This window comes from Novosphingobium sp. MMS21-SN21R (genome assembly GCF_031846015.1).
Taxonomy (GTDB): Bacteria; Pseudomonadota; Alphaproteobacteria; order Sphingomonadales; family Sphingomonadaceae; genus Novosphingobium.
Genome location: NZ_JAVRDU010000001.1, coordinates 855,085 through 873,933 on the forward strand (window position 1 = coordinate 855,085; position 18,849 = coordinate 873,933).

An 18,849-nucleotide genomic window follows, 5' to 3' on the forward strand; every position below is an offset into this window, starting at 1 on the left:
CTGCCCGCGCTCGCACATGCCCACACGTCCACATGTGAACATGACCACAAGTGAAGGAGCCCACATGACCACAATTGCAATTGTCAGCCAGAAAGGCGGAACCGGGAAAACCACCCTGACCATCCACCTCACCGCCGCAGCCGAACGAAAGGGCGAGGTGGCGTTGGTCATCGACGCCGACCCCCAGGCCACGGCGAGCCAGTGGGCCGCCTGGCGCGACGAAGCCCCGCCTGAAGTGATCGACAGCGCCCCGCCGCGCATCGCGGCCAAGATCGCACAGGCCAAGGAAGCCGGCGCGACGTTCATCGTGATTGATACACCGCCTCATGCCGACACGACTGCGAGCAAGGCGATGGAGGCGGCCGACTTGGTGCTGATTCCTTGCCGCCCGAGTGCGTTCGACCTGGCGGCAGTCCGGACGACGGCGAGATTGGTGCAGTTGCTGGCGAAGCCCGCCTGGGTGGTGTTCACCGCCGGACCGCCAAATGCCGAACGAATCCATGCTGACGCGGCCGAGCTGGTCAGCGGGTTCGGCGCAGCTGTTTGTCCACACCCGGTCGCCGATCGGGCGGTGTTCCGCCACGCCAGCGCCGCAGGGAAAACCGTGTTCGAGTTGGAGCCAGGCGGGAAGGCAGCGTGCGAGATCGAACATGTTCACATGTGGGTGTGTGAACAGGTGAACATGGCGACACGTGAACTTGTGGGAGGAGATGCACTATGAGCCGATTTTCCAAACTGGCCGACAAGCCGAAGGAAACGAGCGAACCGCGAGCGATTGCGGGCGAGGTCATCAATTCGTCAGTCCCGCCCCCAAGCCGGGTCGGACGCAAAGCGATTTCCGGCTACTTTTCGCCAGAGATGTCGTTGGCATTGCACACCTGCGCGCGCAGGAATGGGGTTAACCTGCAGGCGTTGATGGCCGAAGCGTTTGACGATGTCCTGCGCAAGTACGGCGAAAGTCCGATCGGCAGGTAGGGCGGACGTTCATGGCGGTGACGGCTTCGGCCGATATCGACCAAAATGTGTTGTTCGCCGATCGGGCTTTGAACGGCGGCTTACGTATGAAGCAGCCATTCACTTGGCGCAAAGCCGTCTGGCAGCAATGTGCCGCAGCTTCGGCCCTTTTGGCTGACTCGCCGCGAGCCCGAAAACCTGCCGTTTGTTCACCTAGTCCTCTGCACCGCAACAAGCTGACCAAAGGAGCGCACCTAGTCGTTGTTCGACCAATGCACATGCTTCTCCGTGTTGCCCTCGAACCAAAGCAATCCATTGTAGCGCACGCGGATGTCTGGGTGTCGCTTCTTCTTGAGCGTCGTCGCGCGGCGTTCGCCGATCACTGTCCAGATCGGCTCGAGGTCGTTTTTCCGTGCCAAGTCTAGGAGCGGGTCCCGGCGGACAAGGACGTAACTGCCCCGATCGCTACCCGTGGCACTCCCCGTGACAATCGTTGGTGCTCCTTTCACATCGAGGAAGACGCCGAGGTTATTCGTATCCGCCGTGAGTCCCAGACCACGGATCAACCAAGGTATCGGCACGTGCCGGGAGAACCCGTTGGGCAGGCTCCCGTCGAGATGGCTTTCCCAGAGGAAGTTTGCGGCGGGCCGTATAGCTTTGTAACTGCAAGACTTTCCGATTGGGCGAGCGTCGAGCGTCGTCCACGGTTCATCGCGCCACGTGTCGCGTCGCGCCAGCTCCCCGACATAAGGACCGTCGACTGTCTGGCCCGGTAGCCATTCGTGGAAGTCGTATGCGTCGGCGACTGCGTTTTTGATCAGGCGCGCCCTGTCGTCGGGAGAGAGGAGGAGGGCGGCGAGGAAGTGGAAGTCGCTCTGGAGCCACGGCGCATCCATGTGCCGGTCCTCGCGTTCGGCGTCGATATCGTGCCTCGCGTAGCGATAGAGGGTCAACCAGCCCGGCTCGCCGAGGTCAGGGCAGGTTGCCAAGGCGAGACGGCTGAAAGGCAGGTCCGGATCCGCCACCCAGTCTCCCCTCCGCTCGACCGGCAGCGGTTCGCAGACGAGTGGCGGGACCTGCGGCAGGTCGGCCCGCGTCGTCGTCTCTTGGTCGGCAGGCATGATCGAAGGTTCGAGGTCGCGGGTGAACTCGACGTCGAGCGGATTATCGTAGACGGCAGCACCGCTTCCCCATTGCGGCTTCATCCAGAAGTTGTCGGCGAGCCGCGCTAGCAGCTCCATCATGGCGATCCGCTGATACTTCTTGCCGATCCGCTCGATGCGACCACCCCGTTCGCTTCTTCCGGAAAGATATCGGTCGCCAGGGAAGCGATCCGATGTCCAGCCGAACGAAAGCGCCCGGTTGGCCACCCAGACCTTACATTTCTGCGCGTCGAACTCCGCGCCCTTGCCCTTGCCTGGGATGATCCACTCGTGGCTGCCACTCCCCATCACCCAGGCGCTTGCTTCGGCCGCATAGCGCTTGCGCTGTGTCGGTGTCAGAACAGCCATGAGCGATGACGTCGCGAGGTCGATCCGGCGAAGGTCGGCGGGAGGGACAATTACCTTGAAGGAGTCGCAATCAAAGCTGACGCGCCTTTCTGCATAGGCGGTGCGGAGCTCGGTGAACGCGCTCTCAACGTCGCTCCGGCCGGCGATCATTTCCTTGAAGAACGCCTCCCCGATTTCCTCTGCCGTGATCGGACGCGGTTCGGACAGGCGAGCTTCCGAGAAGCGGTGCACGCGTCCTTCCAGGACATAGCGGCCGAAGTCGGCGATGCCGCTGTAGCAGGAACTCAAAATCGAATGCGCGCCGACCCGCTCGCCGCGGGCATCGACGCGTGCCTTCGAGACGCTGAAACTGGGTGCCGTTGAGCCGTAGGGCGGGCGGCAGCGCGCTAGATCGATGGACGGATCGCACGAGCCCGCTGATACGGCCAGTTCAATGGTCCCGCGCGCGTAGTCTCTCGCGAGCAAATGAACCGGAGCGCCGACCTCGAAGCAGTTCCTCCAAGCAACGCTCGCAAGTGTGCCGAGGGTGGCGTGATCCAGTGTCCTCAGCGCTGCTCCGTACAGCGCGGCGTAGAGCCGTTCCACGACATACGGATCGTCGCAGCCGGTGAAGCGCTCGAGTAGCGGGGCAGCGAGCGCGGGTCGGACCGCGAGGATCGCTAGGACGGCCTTCGAAGCCGAATCGCGGATGCAGGCGCTCGTGCTGGCGCAGCTCCAGGCGAGGGTCGCGAGCGCGAGCCCCAGAGTGGCGTCGGAGGCCTGGCTGACGCCTGAGTTCAGGCTCCAGTCCGTGAGGCGGACGAGCGGGTGACCAGGATCGTCATGGGCGGCGTTGATTGCGACTGTCCAAAAGGCGTCGCGCTCGGCGAGATTCCGCGAGATCAGGTTGCGATGGAGGAGCTCGACGTTCCAGGGGTGTTCCTCGACAACCGCGAGTTCGATCAGCAGCGCAGTGATGTCCTCCTCATTTCGGCTGAGGCGGTTGAGCAGCTTGAGCGTCCGATCGGAGAAGGCCGTCGGCGAACGCCAGCGGATGCTGTCGACGAAGGCGTCCTCGACTGGCCAACTGTCCCACCAGGCGTCGAAGCCGCCGGGCAGCTCATCGACCAGTTCCACACTGTAACGGTCGGCGAAATGCAGAAAGAGCGCGTAGAAAAGCCCGCTCCACTCGTAGGCGACCCCATATTTTGTGAGGAGAAAGGCGAGCTTGCCGCCAGGATCGAATAGGCCGGCGGGTGACGAAACACCTTCGAGCAACGCACGGGCGACGAGATGGTCGCCGAAGCGTTGGAAAGAGAAGCGGACGACGTCGACTGGGACCGCGAGCGGATCCTTGGGGTCGGTCCTAGGGTCAGGATCGTATCTGAGCAGTCCCCGGAACCGCAGCGTCTCAAGCCAGGTCTTGTTCTCTGGCGGGGCGAATCCCTCGAATGCCCGTTCGACGATCCGGTGCGCCGCGCCGCGCGGGACACTGTCCTGCCTCGCGTCCGCCATCGACGTCGCCAGAGCCAACAAAGCCGAACGCAACGGTCCGACTAGCACGTCGCTACCGTCATAGCTCGTGCTGAGATGGCGGCCGGTCGACGTCAGATAGAAGTTCAGCACCTCACTGGTGCCGCGCATTCCGCGGGGGAACGCGGTGCGCCCTTCAGCCTGGAGAGCAAGGCATGTCGTCCGCAGGAACAGCGGATTGGAGAACTCCGGATTGAGCCAAGGCGTGGCCGGGCGCACGATGCCCCGCTTGTCCATGTAGACGCGCGCGGCCCGCTCGACGTCAGCGGGTGTCTCGAAGCCCGTGATCTCGACCGTCGTCGCCATCTGCGCGACCGCGGGCATGATCAGGTGGTCTAGGTATTCGCGCCGGCATGACACGCACAGCGCCAGATTGTGGAAGGCCAGCACCCGTCGCGCGAACCCCTGCAGCGTACTCCTCCAGAGCGCCGCACCGGCACCTTCGTTGAGCGCGTCGATCGCGACGAGTCCCCGTGTCCCTTCCGCCTCGGCCCGGGCAGACAGCGCACCCAGCATCTTGTCGAAGGTGGACTGGCCCCATTCGAAGTGCGCTAGCATCTGGTTCTCGGGCGTGCCGTGGGTGGTGAAGTCTGTCCCGATAATGAATAGGGCCGGCGCGTGGCTTGCCAGCGCGCGCTCGATCTCGGAGGCGACCAGATGCGACTTGCCCGAGCCGGCCCTCCCGTCGAGCAGGGCGAAGCGCGACGCATCGGCCCGACAGGCGCTGGACGCTACCAGTTGCAGCACGTCGCCGACGGCGTCCTGCAATTTTCTCAGTCCGTCGAGATGGTAGTCGAGGGACGCTCGGTCGTTACCTTCCTCGATCGGAATCGGCATCGTTCCGTCTGATGGGGCGGCCTTGGCCTTTTCCTTGGCTTTGCGCAGGAGGTCGCTGTCGGCCTGGATCGACTCGAACAGCAGCTTGCGCAGCTCGAGCGCGGTGCTCTCCCAGCAAGCGTATGCCGCCGCATCGCGCGGGCCGGTAGGCTGCGCCATCCTGTCGAGCAGCTTCTTGGCCAGCACGTCTATTGCATCCAAGCGCGCACCGTCCGCGCCGTCGAGCAGGGCTGGCCGACGGCCGAGACGTCGTGTATCGATGAGAGCCGCGCGCGTCGTCGCGATGGCCTCGCTGAGGGCGGCGTTGTGCAGAAGTCCGTCGAAGACTGATCGCGTCGATACGTCGACATGGTCCTCGGGGTGATACCGTTCCTCGAGTGCGTCGACCGTTCGTTGGCATTCCGCCGCAAGCCGCTTCGGCGTCAGCTCAATCGCGCCGAACCAATAGTCGGAGAGTCCGATCGTTTCCGGTCTGGTGAGGAGTTCCTCGAGGTCGGGTGCTGTCCAAGGGACGAAATCGACCGCCCGGCCGAGAGCCGCCGCGTTTGCCTTCCACTTGGCCTTGTGCTTGTCCCACTCGGTCCAACCGTTGGCGGTGGGCGCCCCCGCCTTGGTCCGCCGCTTCGTCGGCCCGGTAAGTGAGCAGGCAATGGCGATGTGCATTGTCGTCATTGCTGGGTGGGTCGACAGCGCGGTGTCGACTGAGTTGTCGATCGCGCCCCAATCGATATCGGCGGAGGCGACGTAGTACTTGGCCTGGTATCCGACCTCCGCGCCGTTCTTCAGCAGCCAGACAGCTTCGACCCCGCCGTCGCCCCCTGCGCCGTGAATCCGTCGGAACTCCGAGCTTCCGTTCGGTGGCACGCGCCTGGCGATCTGGCAAACCAGTTCCTCAAACGTCTCGCGCTGGCCGGCAACACCGGCGATGATCCGTGTAAAATCAAGCATCCCGTGAAATCTGGTAAACGCTTCCGCAAATTTTTGTACGGATATTCTTCGGCACACTGAAGTCACTTTGTGGTGCCTTGTCGATAGCCGCCATATCGGCACACACGCTTTTTGCGAGAAACGTGTCTCCTTTGGTCGCGATCGCGCTGTCTTTCTTCACTTGAAGGTCGATATCGGTTGCCGCGCCAGCCTCGGTGTGATCCGGTGCGGCCATGGTAAGACGACGTGAACTGCCCGACATCTCGCCCGGCGCGCTCGGCAGTGCGGCCACCGACGGCACGTTGGAGACGCTGTTCCGCGATGCACTCATCGCGCTCGACGACGATGCGATCGGCCTCTTCAAGGCATCGGTGGCCGACGCCCATCGGGCCGGCATGATCGACTTGGCCGCCACGGCGACGGGGACGCCCGGACCCGTCGACCACTTCGCCGGCACGGTCTACGGCGCTGCCATCGAGGCGCTCGAATTGGACGCCACAACCGTTATCGGTATGGCGAACGCGATCATGGTGCGATCGAGGGACGGGACCGTCCCCTACTTCATGTTCGATGCGGTTGCAGGCTGGGCGGCCCGCGACGAGCGTCGCGTCACCGCCATGCTCCGGGCGATGGGTGACGGAGACGCGCCTGCTTCACTGCGGATAGCCACGCTGCAGGCCGGCCTGCGGGTTGACCGCGCGAGATACCTCGCGCTCGTCGCGACGATGCTGGTCACCGGCGACGCCGCGGAAGCAAACGCAGCGGGCTTCGTCCTCGGCACGGTCTCCACAGCGGGAAAGACTGAGCTGTTGATTGTGTCGAATGCCATTTCCGCTGCGCTCTCGGCCGGTGATCCCGAACGCCGGGTGAGCGCGTTCGAGGCCGCGCTCACCATCGGCCTCCGGGAGGGCGGCGACCCGGCCGGCGCCGAGGCGGCGCTGGACGCGGTCACCGACCAAGTAGACGCACGCCTCCGCCGCATTGCGGCGACCCGCATGTTCATGACCAGGGACGCGATACCCGACGGGCTCCGGCGGCGCCTGCTGACGCTTCTTAGAGGGGTCGAGAAGGGCGAAACTGAAACGATCGAAGCGGTCAACATGGCGATCGCCCAACGGCTCCGTGGCGTCGAGGGTGAGCCATACCGGGACCTGCTCAAGCACATCCTGGCGAGTGGCATCGCAGACATCGAGGTGATGGACGACAGCGCTCACCAGATCCTCACCTCGAACGACGGGTCGCTCGAGGCGGTCGTCGAGGATTGGATTGCGGACGGGTCGGACAGACTGATCGACGCGGCGCGCGACATCACCTCCATCCCGGCGTCAAAGAAGGAGATGACGCTCGAGCTGGACTTCAGTCGCTTCGAGCTCAGCGCGGAGCAGACCCTAGCCTCGGCGAGGAAGGTCGTCAGTAGCCTCATGATCCAGCCGGTGACTGCGACATCCATCATCCTGAGCCTCATGCGCACTGGCCAAGCGGATGCCGGGGACGGCCTCGAGGCACTCCTCTTCAACCCCTTGCTGATCAGTTACTGGGAGGGCCCGAAGGAGTATCTCGAGAGCGCATCGCCCAGCCAGCCGTCCCTCGTTCAGGAGCGCATATCGCGCCTGCTGTCCTCACTCGCGGACTATGAGGGCGCGGTGCGATCGACCGGCGTCATCCTGGAGCTGGGGCCCACGGCACGGCAGAGCTTCTTGCGACAGCTGTATCGCGCCGAGGCGCAACGCAAGGTCCGTGAGGATATGCCGAAGCGATCCGGGATCATGGACTTCATCCCGATCACGCGCGTGCTGCACGGCGACAGCGTCGTTAGCGAGGTGTTCACTGGCGATGGTCCGCCGCAGCGGCAGGAGTTCCGGATGGGCTCCGTATCCCATTCCATCCCCTTGGCGCGGCTGGACGCGATCGATCCGGTCGGGTTCTGGTATCAGCGCATCGTGCTATCGATGGGGAAGGTGCCGTGATCACGCCGATCATCCGTGAATACTTCAAGGGTCTGAAAGAGCAGAACGAGCTCGACGTCGTGATCCCCGATTTGTTGACGAGCATGGGACTCGAGGTCGTCCGCAGGCCGGTTTCCGGCAATAGGCAGTATGGCGCGGACGTCATAGCCGTCGGCAACGACGCCGACGGTGAGCGGAAGTTGTTCGTTTTCTCCATAAAGCGCGGCGACCTGACGCGGCAGGAATGGGCAGGCGCGGACCAGGCGCTTCGCCAATCGCTCGACGAGATCAAGGACGTCATCCTCAACAACCGCGCTCCCGAGCACCAAGGTCTGAAGGTCGTAATCTGCATAACGCTCGGCGGCATCGTGCCCGAGGCGATGGAGCCGCTCGTCAACGGCTACATGCTGTCCAATCGGACCGATGCGCTGGACTACCAAGTCTGGACCGGGGACACGCTGACCCGCAAGATTCTCGACGGCGCGCTCCGCGAGGAGCTGTTCTCGGGCGAGCTGCGGTCGCTTCTGAGGAAAGCGGCTGCGACGGCGGACGACCCCGAACGGTCCATCGCGCATTTCGAGCGGCTCGTTGCAAAGGTCGCGCAGGGCGAGGCCGATCCCGTGGCGAAGGTCCGGATCCTCTACCTCACCTTGTGGATCCTTTTCGTCTGGGGTCGAGACGCAGGGAATCTAGAGGCACCGTATCGGGCGAGCGAGATCGTGACGCTGAGGGCCTGGGATCTGTTGTACCGGCAGATCGAAGGAGATCGGGGGCGCCGGCTCGACGCCAGTTACTCCTTTCACCAGCTCGTCAGCCTGCACCTTCAGATATGGGACGAGCTGTACGGGAAGAAGGTCCTGCCCCACGCGGGAAAGCTGCACGTGCTCAGCTTCGCTGTCGGGTCCGTTGACGGTCTCGACATCAACTTGTCGATGTTCGAGACCGCAGGCCGGGTGGCGATGGGTGGGCTGTGGCAGCTCTGGATGGAACCCGGAGAGGGCGCCGCGCCGCAGACCTCGGACCTCCCGAACTGGCCTGCGAGGAGGATCGCGGAGGCATTGGGACGGATGCCGTTCGCCAACCCGACGCTACTGACGCCGTTCGCCGATCATCATTCGACCGACCTCGCGCTCGCACTCCTGCTCCTGTGCTCCGTGCGCGACACCAGAGACGCGGCACGTCGGTGGGTTCGCGAGGCGGCGCAGCGCATAATGATCGCCTACCGACACCACGGCCGCTATCCTGCGGACGACGGAAGTTATGGCTTTCTCCTGCGGCATCCGGAAAGCGCGACCGATGAATACCGACAGGCGGCGATGGCGGCGAGCGTCACCATGCCCCTGCTGGCAACTGTCGCCTACATCTTGGACGATGGGGACACCATCGCCGCGATCGGGGAATTCCAGCAGGCTGAGGCGTCGAAATGCAGCTTCCAGGCCTGGGTCCCCAATAGCCGGACCGAGGATAAGATTTGGCAGGGCGACTCGTGGCAAGGATCATCGATCACCGGGCTCAAGGTCGGGACCGATGGCTCGGAGTTAATTGCGGCGCAGCGGGCCGAGGCGCAGGCCAATCCGGACTATCCCGCTCTTTCCGCTATACGTCTCGAGCACTGGCCGGTCCTCCTGCTCGCCTGCCGTCGGCTCAGGCTGCCCGTGCCCCCTCAGCTTTGGATTAAGTTGATGGATGAAATGAGACCGCCCGAGCCCGCGAAGGGGAATGTCGAAGCAGCGGGTGACTTTAGCGGTGATGGCAAAACGACTTAATCAACGAACGTTTTTCGCCGATTGACCGCAGTTCGGCCGACTAGGCGGGGTCGGGTGTCCGGCCGAGGTCGAAGGATTTGCTCATTGCCGCTTATTGCCACGCGTAGGTCTTGTCCTTTTGCCATTGCAAGCTGCTTGCGCTGTGCTTGACGGCATAGGACGCACCGAGCGCGCCCGCATATTGGAATCTGATCCGCGCATTCTTCACCAGCGTGGTGATCCGCGGCCCGGCTCCGGCCTGGGGCTCGACGAGCAAAATATGCGAAACGTCGTTGGCTTGGTCTTGGCCGATGACCTCGGTCGTCACCAAGACGAACCGGCTCGGCACGATCCGGGTATTTTCGACACTGCGCGATCCCTCGAGCACGGCATTGACGGCCTGCTGAAACAGTGTCGTTGCGTAACGACGCACGGGGCCGAACCGCCGGGGCGGCACCGGGCCATCTAGGCTTGCAAGCCAGCCGTCCAGCGTGACCGTCATCGGCACGGTCGGCTTCAGCTCGGTGCCTTCGCCGAGCGCCCGTTCGCGCTCGGCGAGCCAATCCTCATACCGGTCGCCCAACGAGCCGTCGTCGGGCATAAACTCGCGAAACTTGTTCCATTCGGCGCGGTCGAGTTCTGGGAATACCAAGCCCACCGGCGGAAAATTGTCGCCGGCGCTGTTCAGTCGAGGCCGACCGTTGACGTAGAAGTCCGAGCTCTGGCCGAGCGGCGGCGCCGGCTTGACGAAGGTCTTGCCGTCGAGATCAAAACCAGTGTCGAGAACCGGTCCTTTGGTCAGTTCTCGCGAGAGACCGTCCTTGACCGCTTCGGTCATCGCCCGCTCAGCATAGCCATGAAAGGCCTCGTGCAGCGCATCATATTCTGGAAAGGGCTGGTCCAGGCTGACCGGCACGTAGTGGATCGGCCATAACGCCAAGGTATCGAACCCGTCACTGTGGAGATAGGCGCCGGCAACGACGACCCCGTCGATATCGTCAGTATCGTTGCGCGCGCGGCGACCGGCCAGCTCGCAGATCTCGCCATGGTCGAGCGCCGTGTTGCCATTATTGACCAGCAGCAGGATCGATCTTTTGGTGTTGGGGACCTCAGACCGCGTCTGGATAAGTTGGCCTTTTGCGCTTTTGACCGCGCTCTTGATCGGGCTCTCCATCGCGCGGTCGTAGGCCCGTTGGCCTTTCAGATCGAGCTGGCCGCGATCGAGTACATAGACTGGACGGTCCGGGTCCAGCGCCGTGAAGATCTCGGCTAGCTTCCGTTGCCGCTCGGTCTTGCTCAGCCCCTCGTCCTCGAGGATCTTCAACTCGATCACGGAATCGCCGAGGATATAGTCGGCATTGCGCTTCTTGCGCTCGGCCTGGTCGGGATGGGCACGCCGCCCACCGGCGGCCTCGATGATCTCGTTGCAAACATCCTCGGTGAGAGGCCGAATGCGGGTGGTTGCGATGCCGATCATCAGCGATCACACCGGTTCACTGGCGCCCCCGCAAAAGCCCAATATAGTGGGTGGATGGGAACTCCGAATGGGCGTTGATCATTAGCCTGTTCTCGCTGTTGCTGTCGCTGGCGGGATTCATCTGGAATGTATGGTCAAAGTTCGTCTTTCCCAAGCCCTGCGTCGCCTTGAGCTTCATGGTCATCCGTGAAAGGCTGATGCATCTGCGCTAGCTGAAAGCCGTCATAGAAGCCGCAAGCCAAAAACGGCGGTTTCGTCCCATGACGCCGCGTTCCCCTCGGCAGCACCCGACCCAGACCCGATCGCTCAGATTGCCTGCGTTGAACGTTGTATCTAGCAGGAAGCGGTTGATCGTTGAGAGGAAAGCGGAAGGTCAGCAAAGCTCCCCAATTTCGGCCCATTCGACTGCCACTGCGGCTGCCCGAAAGCGGTCGTTCGTAAAGGATAGCCTCTATAGTTGCTGCGGAAAATCGTCCGGAAACGTCGACTGATATAGGTCGTGCCACGCCTTTGGATCGACGAGGGTGAGATCGGAATGGGGCACCCCGCTCGTGATCCACAGACCCCGTCCATCGAAATGGTCATCATTATAGTACTCAAAGCCGCATTTAACCCTCACCTCGTAGATGTCGAGTGTATCGAAGAGGCGCGCGCCCCTTACGTGGGCGGATGAAGGCTTGAGCTGATGGTGTATGAACTGGAACGCGTCCCTGAGGAAAGCGACCAAATGGAGCCTGGGGGGATACGAGCGCTTCAGTGACGTGTTGCCACCGGTCCCGGGCTTAAGCCCTACATCCGCGATGAAATCGCGATGTTCCTTGTAGCTTACGTGATAGAGGACGGAGTCGGTGAAGAGGATCTGGATCTCGGGAGTTGCCGGTTCGATAGATACGGTGGTTCCGGTCAGCCGCGTTTGTATCCACCCGTTCGTGAGCGCTAGCCTTTCCACCTCAAGCGCCATAGCCTCTGTTCTCGTTTCCGCCGAGACGGCGTTGCCGATCGTCTTCAGGCGGGCGAAATCGAGGTTCGCTTCTCCCAGCAAGAGCCTGAGCATCTCGACCTGGGTGATCATGCAGCGATGCCGCGTTTCAAGCCGGGCGCCGCCGCGTCAGGGCAGATCGCCGTGGCGACGCTCGCGATCGGACGCGACCACCCTGCGCGATTGGCGACGGCCCTTTGCCGATAGCGGGCGGAGACCCAGGGCTGACCGGGACTCGTACAGCGGGAATTACCTGGCAATCGACGATTCCCCGAAGTTACGCAGGGCCAGCAAAGGCCTGCCGCTCCACATCGAGGCCAGTGAATCGGTCGGTGTTGGCGTGGTCGCGCCAGAAACCCGCGAAGCCGCGGTCCTCGACACGTTGCACTTTACAAATCGAGGTAGTGCTCTCTTCATCATAGGGAGCGACGATGCCTGCTTCCGTCCACGCATCACCTACGATAACGTAGTCGAATGACCTGAGGGCCGCTGAAGCAGGGGTCGCCACGCCGGAGGAGAATTCAAGCACCGCTCCCGGCTGCAGCCCGACCCTGAACACGGCCGGCAGCACGACCTCGTAGAATATGCCGATGGCAGCGGCCTGATCGTGGCGCAGGAGGTGTGCGGAGGCAACGATATGGTCTGGCACCCAGAGCGCGAGAGTCGCGGACCGATCAATCGTGGCGCTGCGGGTTACCTCGATTATGACAACACCGTCGGGCGGGTCACGGTCGTCGAGAAGGAGTCCGAACCGCCGGTCGGTCGCCATTGCGATCGCCGCCAAGTCCTCGTCGTCGGTTATCGTAGCGCGATTAGTGAGGTAGGCGTAAGCGACGTTCGCGAGCGCCTTGTTGCCCTGCAGGTTCCAAGCGGAGGCTCGAAGGTGGCCACTCGCCTCGATCAGCGGCAGTGTGGCGGGGGCGGTGTGGTGGAAGAGGCGGAGGTCAAAACCACCGTCGACCCGGCGGCGCGCCTCGCCGGCGCCTTTTTGGTTAAACTCGGCCTCGGCGACGATCCGGCATCGGTATACATGCGACCCGTCAGGCAGGCGCGTCGCTAGATCCGCGTCAAAGAAAGAAATGAAGAGCTTACCAGCGCGTTCTGTGTCCACATCGACCTGCACCATAGCCGCGTTGTCGAGGTAGGCCAGTCGGCACGCGCCGAACATCACCGGTTCGAAGAACGTCCACGCGCCGGCCACCTCCACGAAGACGCGGTCCACTAGGATGAGACTAAGGTCGCGCCCGTGCGCGAGCTTGACCTTGGCGTAGCCGTGGGTCGCGACCTGACCTTCGCGAATGGGTGGGTTGAAGGACTTCACCCTGACACCATGCATATGCACGCGCGCCTCCACAACCCTCGTCGGCGCGATCGTGCAAAGTTTGCAGGAAGCGGTCAGACGTTCAGATGAAAGAGTGTCTGAAGATAGCGATCGGGAAGGTTGCCCTAGATGTCTGCATAGGAGGCTTATTGGCCGGAAGGACTCGCTCCACGAATGTCCGTATGTTTGTTTTACACAGCCAAATGCGGACTGTCGGCAAGCGGCTCATTTGCCGCCGCAGTAATTGTCCAGTGAACCGTTCGGCGGGTGGCGGGTCTTAGCGATGGACCTGCCGTTGAACCGGCCGCGCGGGAACAACGGGATTGTCCCAAAGCTAGTCGCTACTCCGAAACGATCAGCTCTGAACAAGCAGCGGGTTTCAGGCAGCAGGTTTGAGCTGTTGAACGACCGCTATGTTCGCCTAGGCAGACATCGAGCTTGGCATCGCCGTTGAACTTGGCGCGTTGATTGGAAGGGGTACGGCCGCATTTCTGCCGGCCGACGCGACATGACACGCCGATAGATCTAATCGATTCCTTGACCGGCAAAATGTCGCGCCAAAAGGACCATCGCCCATGTGTCCTGCTGGCAATATGCCTTGAGCCCCTCTTCCAGAACCCATTTCCGAACGGGATCGGTGTCCGGATCAACCGCCTCAATCCAGGCATCTTGCGCCATTCCGCCATGCTTCACTTCCAGCGCACCGTAGTCGAGCGCCGCGATAGTCGGCAGCACGGCTTTGATGGACCAACTGCCTCGCTGATCGCGATGATACCAGCAGGTTCGCGCGACCGGCAAAAGATCCTCGGTCCTATTGGCCATTGCCGTTAAACGCTCGGCGAGATCAGGAAACTGGCTGGCAAGTTCACGCAGCACACCGCGTTCGAAACTGGCGAAATATGCGACGATCGTCGCGTCTTCCGGGATCATCGCCACCAGCGCTTCGGCGCAGCGACGGCGGGGGTCGGCGCCGCTGGTATCCAGGAATTCATGGTGCGTGATGGTGCCATCACTTTGCTCAAGGTGCAGAGAGAACTGGAACGGCACTTGCTGATAAGGACGCGTGCCCACCCAGCGTGGGATGGCGGGATTGATGGTTTCGAAATCGAGCCACGCGCGCGGCCAGCCCCATTGCGCCATGGTGGAGCAGGCCGCGTCGATGTCATGGAATGGCTTGCCGGTGCGAGTAGCCTCCAACACCCGAGCGTGAAGCGGCGACAGGGTCTCGGCCTCAAGGTCGAGCAGATTGTCGATACCGCGTTCGCGCCATTTCGCGCCTCCGCCCCGAGGCAAGATGTCGACCGGCCATTCCGGCCCCGGAGGCTGGTCTCGGGTACACCAGGCCCTGAACTCACAAGCGAAAGGTGAGTCGCACTGGTGGCCAGGGACGATGTTCGGTTCATCTCCAGCCAGCACGGTGCGGGCGTCGCTGACCAGTTGTGCGCGCGCTTCCACCGCATCGGCAATTTGCGCAAGACAGTCGGTGTCTGCGAACAGCCCGGCAAAGTCGCCTTCCCGTTCGAGTACGAAGCTGGTGTCGATATGTCGGATGGCGGCACCGGAAACCTTGAGCCCCACCTTGCCCAGCACCCAAACCTGGGTCGCAAGGTCGCCTAGATGGTAGTCTTTGACGCGGGCACTGCTTTTGACTTCGGCCATGTGCCAACCGTCGCGGCCATCCCGGGAAAGGACGTCCGCACGGACGAGGACGCCGTCGTGCTCGAACGTGGCTTCGAAGATTGGCCCAGGGTGACCTTCCTCGATCAGACGGCGGGTTGTCTCGACCGCTACGCCAAGGCCTTCGTCGGGATCAACCATGACACCGTCGGGGAGAAGGCCGCACGCGATGTCGCCCACCGTGTGCCCCACTGCCATGCGGGCTTGTTGCTCCTCATCAACGTCACCGCGCTCGGGGGCATGCGTCTGCTGCCAGAGACGGCGGGGACACTGCTCGAATGTGGCCAGCTTCGATTTCGAAAGACCAAAGCGCCGTACCTGAGAGGGTTGTGCCGAAGTCACGCCGCCTTCTCCTTGAGAATCGGATGGGGCTGGCGGCCGTGATCCGGCAGACAAAATCCGACGGGTCCCTTCTGACCATCGCCTCGCGCTTCGGCTTCTTCGCGAAGCCAGCGAACGAGTTGCCGTGGATCGCGTTCGCCAAGCAAATCGGCCCGAGCCGAAACTACGGCAAAATCTCCCGGAGTCTGATTGATTGGCAGTGGTTCGCTGGCGGGCCAGACCACGCCGAAGCGAGCAATGAACAGAGCTTCCGCCTGCCGCGGCGTCATTGCACGGAACGATACTCGCATCGTGAAGCGGCGCTGTGTTGCTGGATCGAGCCGGTCGAGCAGGTTGGTAGTGGCGACAAAAGGCGTTTCCAGGCTTTCCATTTGGCAGAGCATTTCGTTGACGAGCGTCACCTCCCAGCTTCGTTGCGCCTCGTCACGGCGATACAGGAAGCCGTCAGCCTCGTCGATCAGGAGCATGGCACCACGCCGCGCAGCCGATGCAAAGGCCGCCGCGATTTTCGCCTCGGTTTCCCCGACATAGGGACCCAGCAAGTCCGATCCACGCCGAACCTCCACTTCAATACCCAGGCGCTGAGCAAGATGTCGGGCGAAGGCGCTCTTGCCGGTGCCCGAGGGGCCGGCGAGCAACAAGCTCCAGCCACGCGATTTGGCGGCGGTCAATCGGTCGGCCAGTGTCGATAGATCGACATCGGCTGCCGACAAGGCAGCATTGTAGCTGGCATCGGGATTCGCCTCAGGGCGATTGCGTTGGCCCATTGCCTGCAACACGCTTTCCACGGCGCGCTCTGCGTCTGCGATACCGCCGCGCGACAGGCTGGCAGCGCGCACACCTGCGGCAATGATCGCGGCATTGGCAGGAAAGGCTGCCAATCGCTGGGCGCCGCCAGCTTCCAGCGTCAGGCCGTCGGCTTCTGCGGCACGCGAAGCGATCCGTCGGCGCACAGTTTGCGGCGGCTGCTCGAAACCGATCGCGAGCATCATGCGTCGTACTGCGGCGCGATCGAGATTTCTGGGATCGTTGACGATCCAGATCGTCGGCACCTTCGGATCTTCGATCAGACGGTTGACGAACTGCTTGGATGCGTGGCGATCGCGAGCCAGTGACAGCACATCATCGGCTTCGTCGACAACAACGATACGGTCAGTCCGCGTACTGCAAAGGCGGCGAAGCATGGCGAGGTGGCCGAGGCGTTCGTCGCGCTTAGGCTCTTCACCATCCTCGTCGCCGACCAGCCCTGCAAAGCTCGCTCCTCGCCCGACTTGACGTGCTATGGCACGAGCGAACTCGCTCTTGCCCGTACCCGGCTCACCATAAAGCAAGATGCTGACGGGCTGGCCTGCGCGCAAAATGTGTTCGGCGAGATCGCGCAGAGCACCGAGATGCGCAAAATCGTCCCAGGTGAGCTTGGTATCCTCACTTTCTGGTACGATGAAGCGCTCGATGTCCTCACGCGTGTCGCCGTGCAGGTCAAGGACGCCTCGCAGAAGCGAACCAGTCCGGTAATCGCCGTCCTTGTCGTCGCCGACCAAGCCCATGCCAACCAGTCGGCCATGACGCGAAAGCCGCTGTTCGACTTCTCCCGCACCAAGGCCAGAGATCAACGCGACGGTGCGGATCGTCAAAAAGCGCTCCGGCAGGGCCGCCACATTGAGAAGTTGGCGGAGCATTCGTCCTCGATGCTGAAGTACAAAGCTTGCGAGGATCGCAAGGTCGGTCGCGTCGAGGTCAAGGGTTGTGCACAACTGGGCCAGGCGACGATGGTGCTCGGTTTCAGGGATAGGCCGGGCTGCCAGATGCTTGGCGACAGAAGTGATTTCCCGTGCAGTCGGGCGCTTGGTGTCTTTGACCATCTGCGCGAGAGGCACATCGAGGGACGTGGCTGCAAACCCAAGAACTTCCTCGACGATTGTCGGCGTCCTTGCCGCCTTGAGGGTCAGAAGGATGCGCGCCGCGACATGGGCTATGAGGGCCTCGTCGCCGTCGCCTTCAAGGCTCGCGGGCTTTGCGGAAACAGTGCGGAGTTGGCGGATCGCCGATTCGATGAGAAGCTTTGTCATGCCGCGAATCCAACACATCGGCACGACAAAATCAGTCACCCCCTGAAATGCACGGATTGTTGAAGCCCGTTTTCAGGGGAGCGACGGGAAGTCATGGCGACGCCATGGATGCACCATTTCCGCCAGGACGGGTGGGGAAATGACCTCGACTGCATCCCCCCAAGCGTAGAGATGCCAACACATCTCGACATGCCCTGAAGCCGCGAAGCGAACGACGAGCGAGCCATCGTCGAGCGTCTCGCTGCTTTGTTCCGGGTGGAACTGATAGCCGGCCGCGCGCTCGGCCGCGTGAGGTGCGAACTTCCAGACAACCTCGCCATGCTCCTTCGCATCGTAGTAGGAGCCAAATGCGCGATTGGCATAATCCTTGAGATTGAAGTCCTCTGGCCAGGCAAAGCTCTCGGACAGAACTTCGGCGGCGACCATACTTTCGACCCGGAAATGCCGGATGTTTCCGTCCCGTTTGGCAGTGTCGATCGCGACGATGTAGCGCCGAGATCCCAACAAAAGCCCCAGCGGTTCAACGGTTCGCCAGCTGGCCTCGTCGTCCGCCCTACTGCGATAGCAAATGCGCAACCGACAAGGTCCCTTGAGGGCATGTCCTATGGCGGCATCGACGTCGGGATTTTGTGTTGCGCGTGGTCCAGGACGAGCGGCAAAGCCCATAGCTTCGAGCACGGCTTCTTCATCGGTTTCCAACCGTGAGACGTGTTCTCCTGGAATTAGCGCACGGACTTTACCGGCCAAGGTCCGTAGCTGCCCGGCTTCCGGCCCAAGTCCTGCTCGTTCAAGCTCAAGTTCCGCCGCCGACAGGGCTGCAAGTTCGTCAGCAGTTGGCGAGAGAAGATGGGCGACAGCCCGCGCAGGCAGTCGCCAGTGCGCGCGACCGTCGTCGGCCACAAGCCGTTCGGTCGCCGGAAATGCCTCCTCGAGTGCCACTACCATGCGTTGGGCAGTGCGCCGCACGCAGCTGAATTCGGTCTCGATTTCGGCGAGGCTGATTCCACGCCGTGTCGTTGCCAGCATTGCAAGCCGCAACAGATCCACTGCCTTGCCAAATGACATCGAAGCCCCCCACGACAGTTTTTGTCGCCCCCAAGTCCTACAAGCGAATCATCGTCAATCAAGGAGATGTTTCGATGATTACCCAGCACGCCAAGGCCCGGATGCAGAGCCGTTCGATACCGATCGAGGCCATTGATGCCCTGCTCACCTTTGGCGAGATCCGGCGGCACCGGGGGGCAGATATCTACTTTCTCGACCGCCGTGCTCGCTCGCGCATGCAAAGGTCGCTGGAGCGCAACACGTTCAAGCAGCTCGAAAAATGCCTCGACGCCTATGTTGTGGTCGGCGATGGTGGCGACATCATCACCGCTGCGCACCGCCATCACCGCCTGAGGTTCTGATCCAGACTAGATTACCAGTTACCAAGAAAGGGATTAGACATGGGGTTCATCTGCTCGACATGCGGGCATCGTTCGAATTCCGCCTCCAGCGGGTCTTGTTCGCGGTCGCCCTCTCGTTCGCACATTTACATCGCGGAAGATCGCGC

At 62.5% G+C, this 18,849-nt stretch carries 14 protein-coding genes; 5 read left to right on the forward strand and 9 right to left on the reverse strand.

Features of this window, described 5'->3' with window-relative positions; translation table 11 throughout:
- The first annotated feature begins 64 nt into the window (after positions 1-64).
- Together parA and RM192_RS04030 are read left to right on the forward strand one after the other, a co-directional pair.
- Complete coding sequence (parA, locus tag RM192_RS04025) at positions 65-721, forward strand: ParA family partition ATPase (protein WP_311506291.1); 657 nt, start codon at positions 65-67, stop codon at positions 719-721.
- Positions 718-975 (forward strand): ribbon-helix-helix domain-containing protein, encoded by a 258-nt coding sequence (locus tag RM192_RS04030; protein WP_311506292.1) that lies wholly within the window; start codon positions 718-720, stop codon positions 973-975. Before parA ends, RM192_RS04030 begins: the two co-directional genes overlap by 4 nt.
- 233 nt (positions 976-1,208) lie before the next feature.
- On the opposite strand, the gene RM192_RS04035 is transcribed toward RM192_RS04030, so the two are convergent.
- Positions 1,209-5,762, reverse strand: coding sequence for a hypothetical protein (locus tag RM192_RS04035; RefSeq protein WP_311506293.1), 4,554 nt, complete (start codon positions 5,760-5,762; stop codon positions 1,209-1,211).
- Positions 5,755-5,976, reverse strand: a complete 222-nt coding sequence (locus RM192_RS04040) for a hypothetical protein (RefSeq protein WP_311506294.1) — start codon at positions 5,974-5,976, stop codon at positions 5,755-5,757. Before RM192_RS04040 ends, RM192_RS04035 begins: the two co-directional genes overlap by 8 nt.
- On the opposite strand from RM192_RS04040, the gene RM192_RS04045 reads away from it, so the two are divergent.
- Positions 5,975-7,708: a hypothetical protein gene (locus tag RM192_RS04045; protein ID WP_311506295.1), complete on the forward strand. Its 1,734-nt coding sequence runs from the start codon at positions 5,975-5,977 to the stop codon at positions 7,706-7,708. The genes RM192_RS04040 and RM192_RS04045 overlap by 2 nt on opposite strands.
- A complete protein-coding gene (locus tag RM192_RS04050) occupies positions 7,705-9,453 on the forward strand; it encodes a hypothetical protein (protein ID WP_311506296.1) in 1,749 nt (582 codons plus the stop codon). Before RM192_RS04045 ends, RM192_RS04050 begins: the two co-directional genes overlap by 4 nt.
- Before the next feature lie 91 nt (positions 9,454-9,544).
- On the opposite strand, the gene RM192_RS04055 is transcribed toward RM192_RS04050, so the two are convergent.
- The 7 genes from RM192_RS04055 to RM192_RS04085 form a co-directional block, all read right to left on the reverse strand.
- Positions 9,545-10,909: a hypothetical protein gene (locus RM192_RS04055; protein ID WP_311506297.1), complete on the reverse strand. Its 1,365-nt coding sequence runs from the start codon at positions 10,907-10,909 to the stop codon at positions 9,545-9,547.
- 16 nt (positions 10,910-10,925) lie between these two features.
- Entirely contained in the window at positions 10,926-11,093 is a 168-nt protein-coding gene (locus RM192_RS04060; protein WP_311506298.1) for a hypothetical protein, read from the reverse strand.
- Between the two features lie 267 nt (positions 11,094-11,360).
- A complete protein-coding gene (locus RM192_RS04065; RefSeq protein ID WP_311506299.1) occupies positions 11,361-11,981 on the reverse strand; it encodes a hypothetical protein in 621 nt (206 codons plus the stop codon).
- Between the two features lie 184 nt (positions 11,982-12,165).
- Entirely contained in the window at positions 12,166-13,209 is a 1,044-nt protein-coding gene (locus RM192_RS04070) for a hypothetical protein (protein ID WP_311506300.1), read from the reverse strand.
- A gap of 525 nt (positions 13,210-13,734) precedes the next feature.
- The gene (locus RM192_RS04075; protein ID WP_311506301.1) at positions 13,735-15,228 is read right to left on the reverse strand and encodes a DUF2779 domain-containing protein; all 1,494 of its coding nucleotides are present in this window, start codon (positions 15,226-15,228) and stop codon (positions 13,735-13,737) included.
- Positions 15,225-17,297: an AAA family ATPase gene (locus RM192_RS04080; protein ID WP_311506302.1), complete on the reverse strand. Its 2,073-nt coding sequence runs from the start codon at positions 17,295-17,297 to the stop codon at positions 15,225-15,227. The genes RM192_RS04075 and RM192_RS04080 overlap by 4 nt, the downstream gene beginning before the upstream one ends.
- A gap of 72 nt (positions 17,298-17,369) precedes the next feature.
- Positions 17,370-18,362: a WYL domain-containing protein gene (locus RM192_RS04085; RefSeq protein ID WP_311506303.1), complete on the reverse strand. Its 993-nt coding sequence runs from the start codon at positions 18,360-18,362 to the stop codon at positions 17,370-17,372.
- A 74-nt stretch (positions 18,363-18,436) separates the two neighbouring features.
- On the opposite strand from RM192_RS04085, the gene RM192_RS04090 reads away from it, so the two are divergent.
- Positions 18,437-18,703, forward strand: a complete 267-nt coding sequence (locus RM192_RS04090) for a DUF4258 domain-containing protein (RefSeq protein ID WP_311506304.1) — start codon at positions 18,437-18,439, stop codon at positions 18,701-18,703.
- The last annotated feature ends 146 nt before the right edge of the window (positions 18,704-18,849 follow it).

Coding starts and splice junctions, on each gene's coding strand:
- RM192_RS04060 (WP_311506298.1), bottom strand. CDS start 11,093: ATGACCATGAAGCTCAAGGCGACGCAGGGCTTGGGAAAGACGAACTTT.
- RM192_RS04030 (WP_311506292.1), top strand. CDS start 718: ATGAGCCGATTTTCCAAACTGGCCGACAAGCCGAAGGAAACGAGCGAA.
- RM192_RS04090 (WP_311506304.1), top strand. CDS start 18,437: ATGATTACCCAGCACGCCAAGGCCCGGATGCAGAGCCGTTCGATACCG.
- RM192_RS04040 (WP_311506294.1), bottom strand. CDS start 5,976: ATGGCCGCACCGGATCACACCGAGGCTGGCGCGGCAACCGATATCGAC.
- RM192_RS04045 (WP_311506295.1), top strand. CDS start 5,975: ATGGTAAGACGACGTGAACTGCCCGACATCTCGCCCGGCGCGCTCGGC.
- parA (WP_311506291.1), top strand. CDS start 65: ATGACCACAATTGCAATTGTCAGCCAGAAAGGCGGAACCGGGAAAACC.
- RM192_RS04080 (WP_311506302.1), bottom strand. CDS start 17,297: ATGACAAAGCTTCTCATCGAATCGGCGATCCGCCAACTCCGCACTGTT.
- RM192_RS04065 (WP_311506299.1), bottom strand. CDS start 11,981: ATGATCACCCAGGTCGAGATGCTCAGGCTCTTGCTGGGAGAAGCGAAC.
- RM192_RS04085 (WP_311506303.1), bottom strand. CDS start 18,362: ATGTCATTTGGCAAGGCAGTGGATCTGTTGCGGCTTGCAATGCTGGCA.
- RM192_RS04035 (WP_311506293.1), bottom strand. CDS start 5,762: ATGCTTGATTTTACACGGATCATCGCCGGTGTTGCCGGCCAGCGCGAG.
- RM192_RS04055 (WP_311506297.1), bottom strand. CDS start 10,909: ATGATCGGCATCGCAACCACCCGCATTCGGCCTCTCACCGAGGATGTT.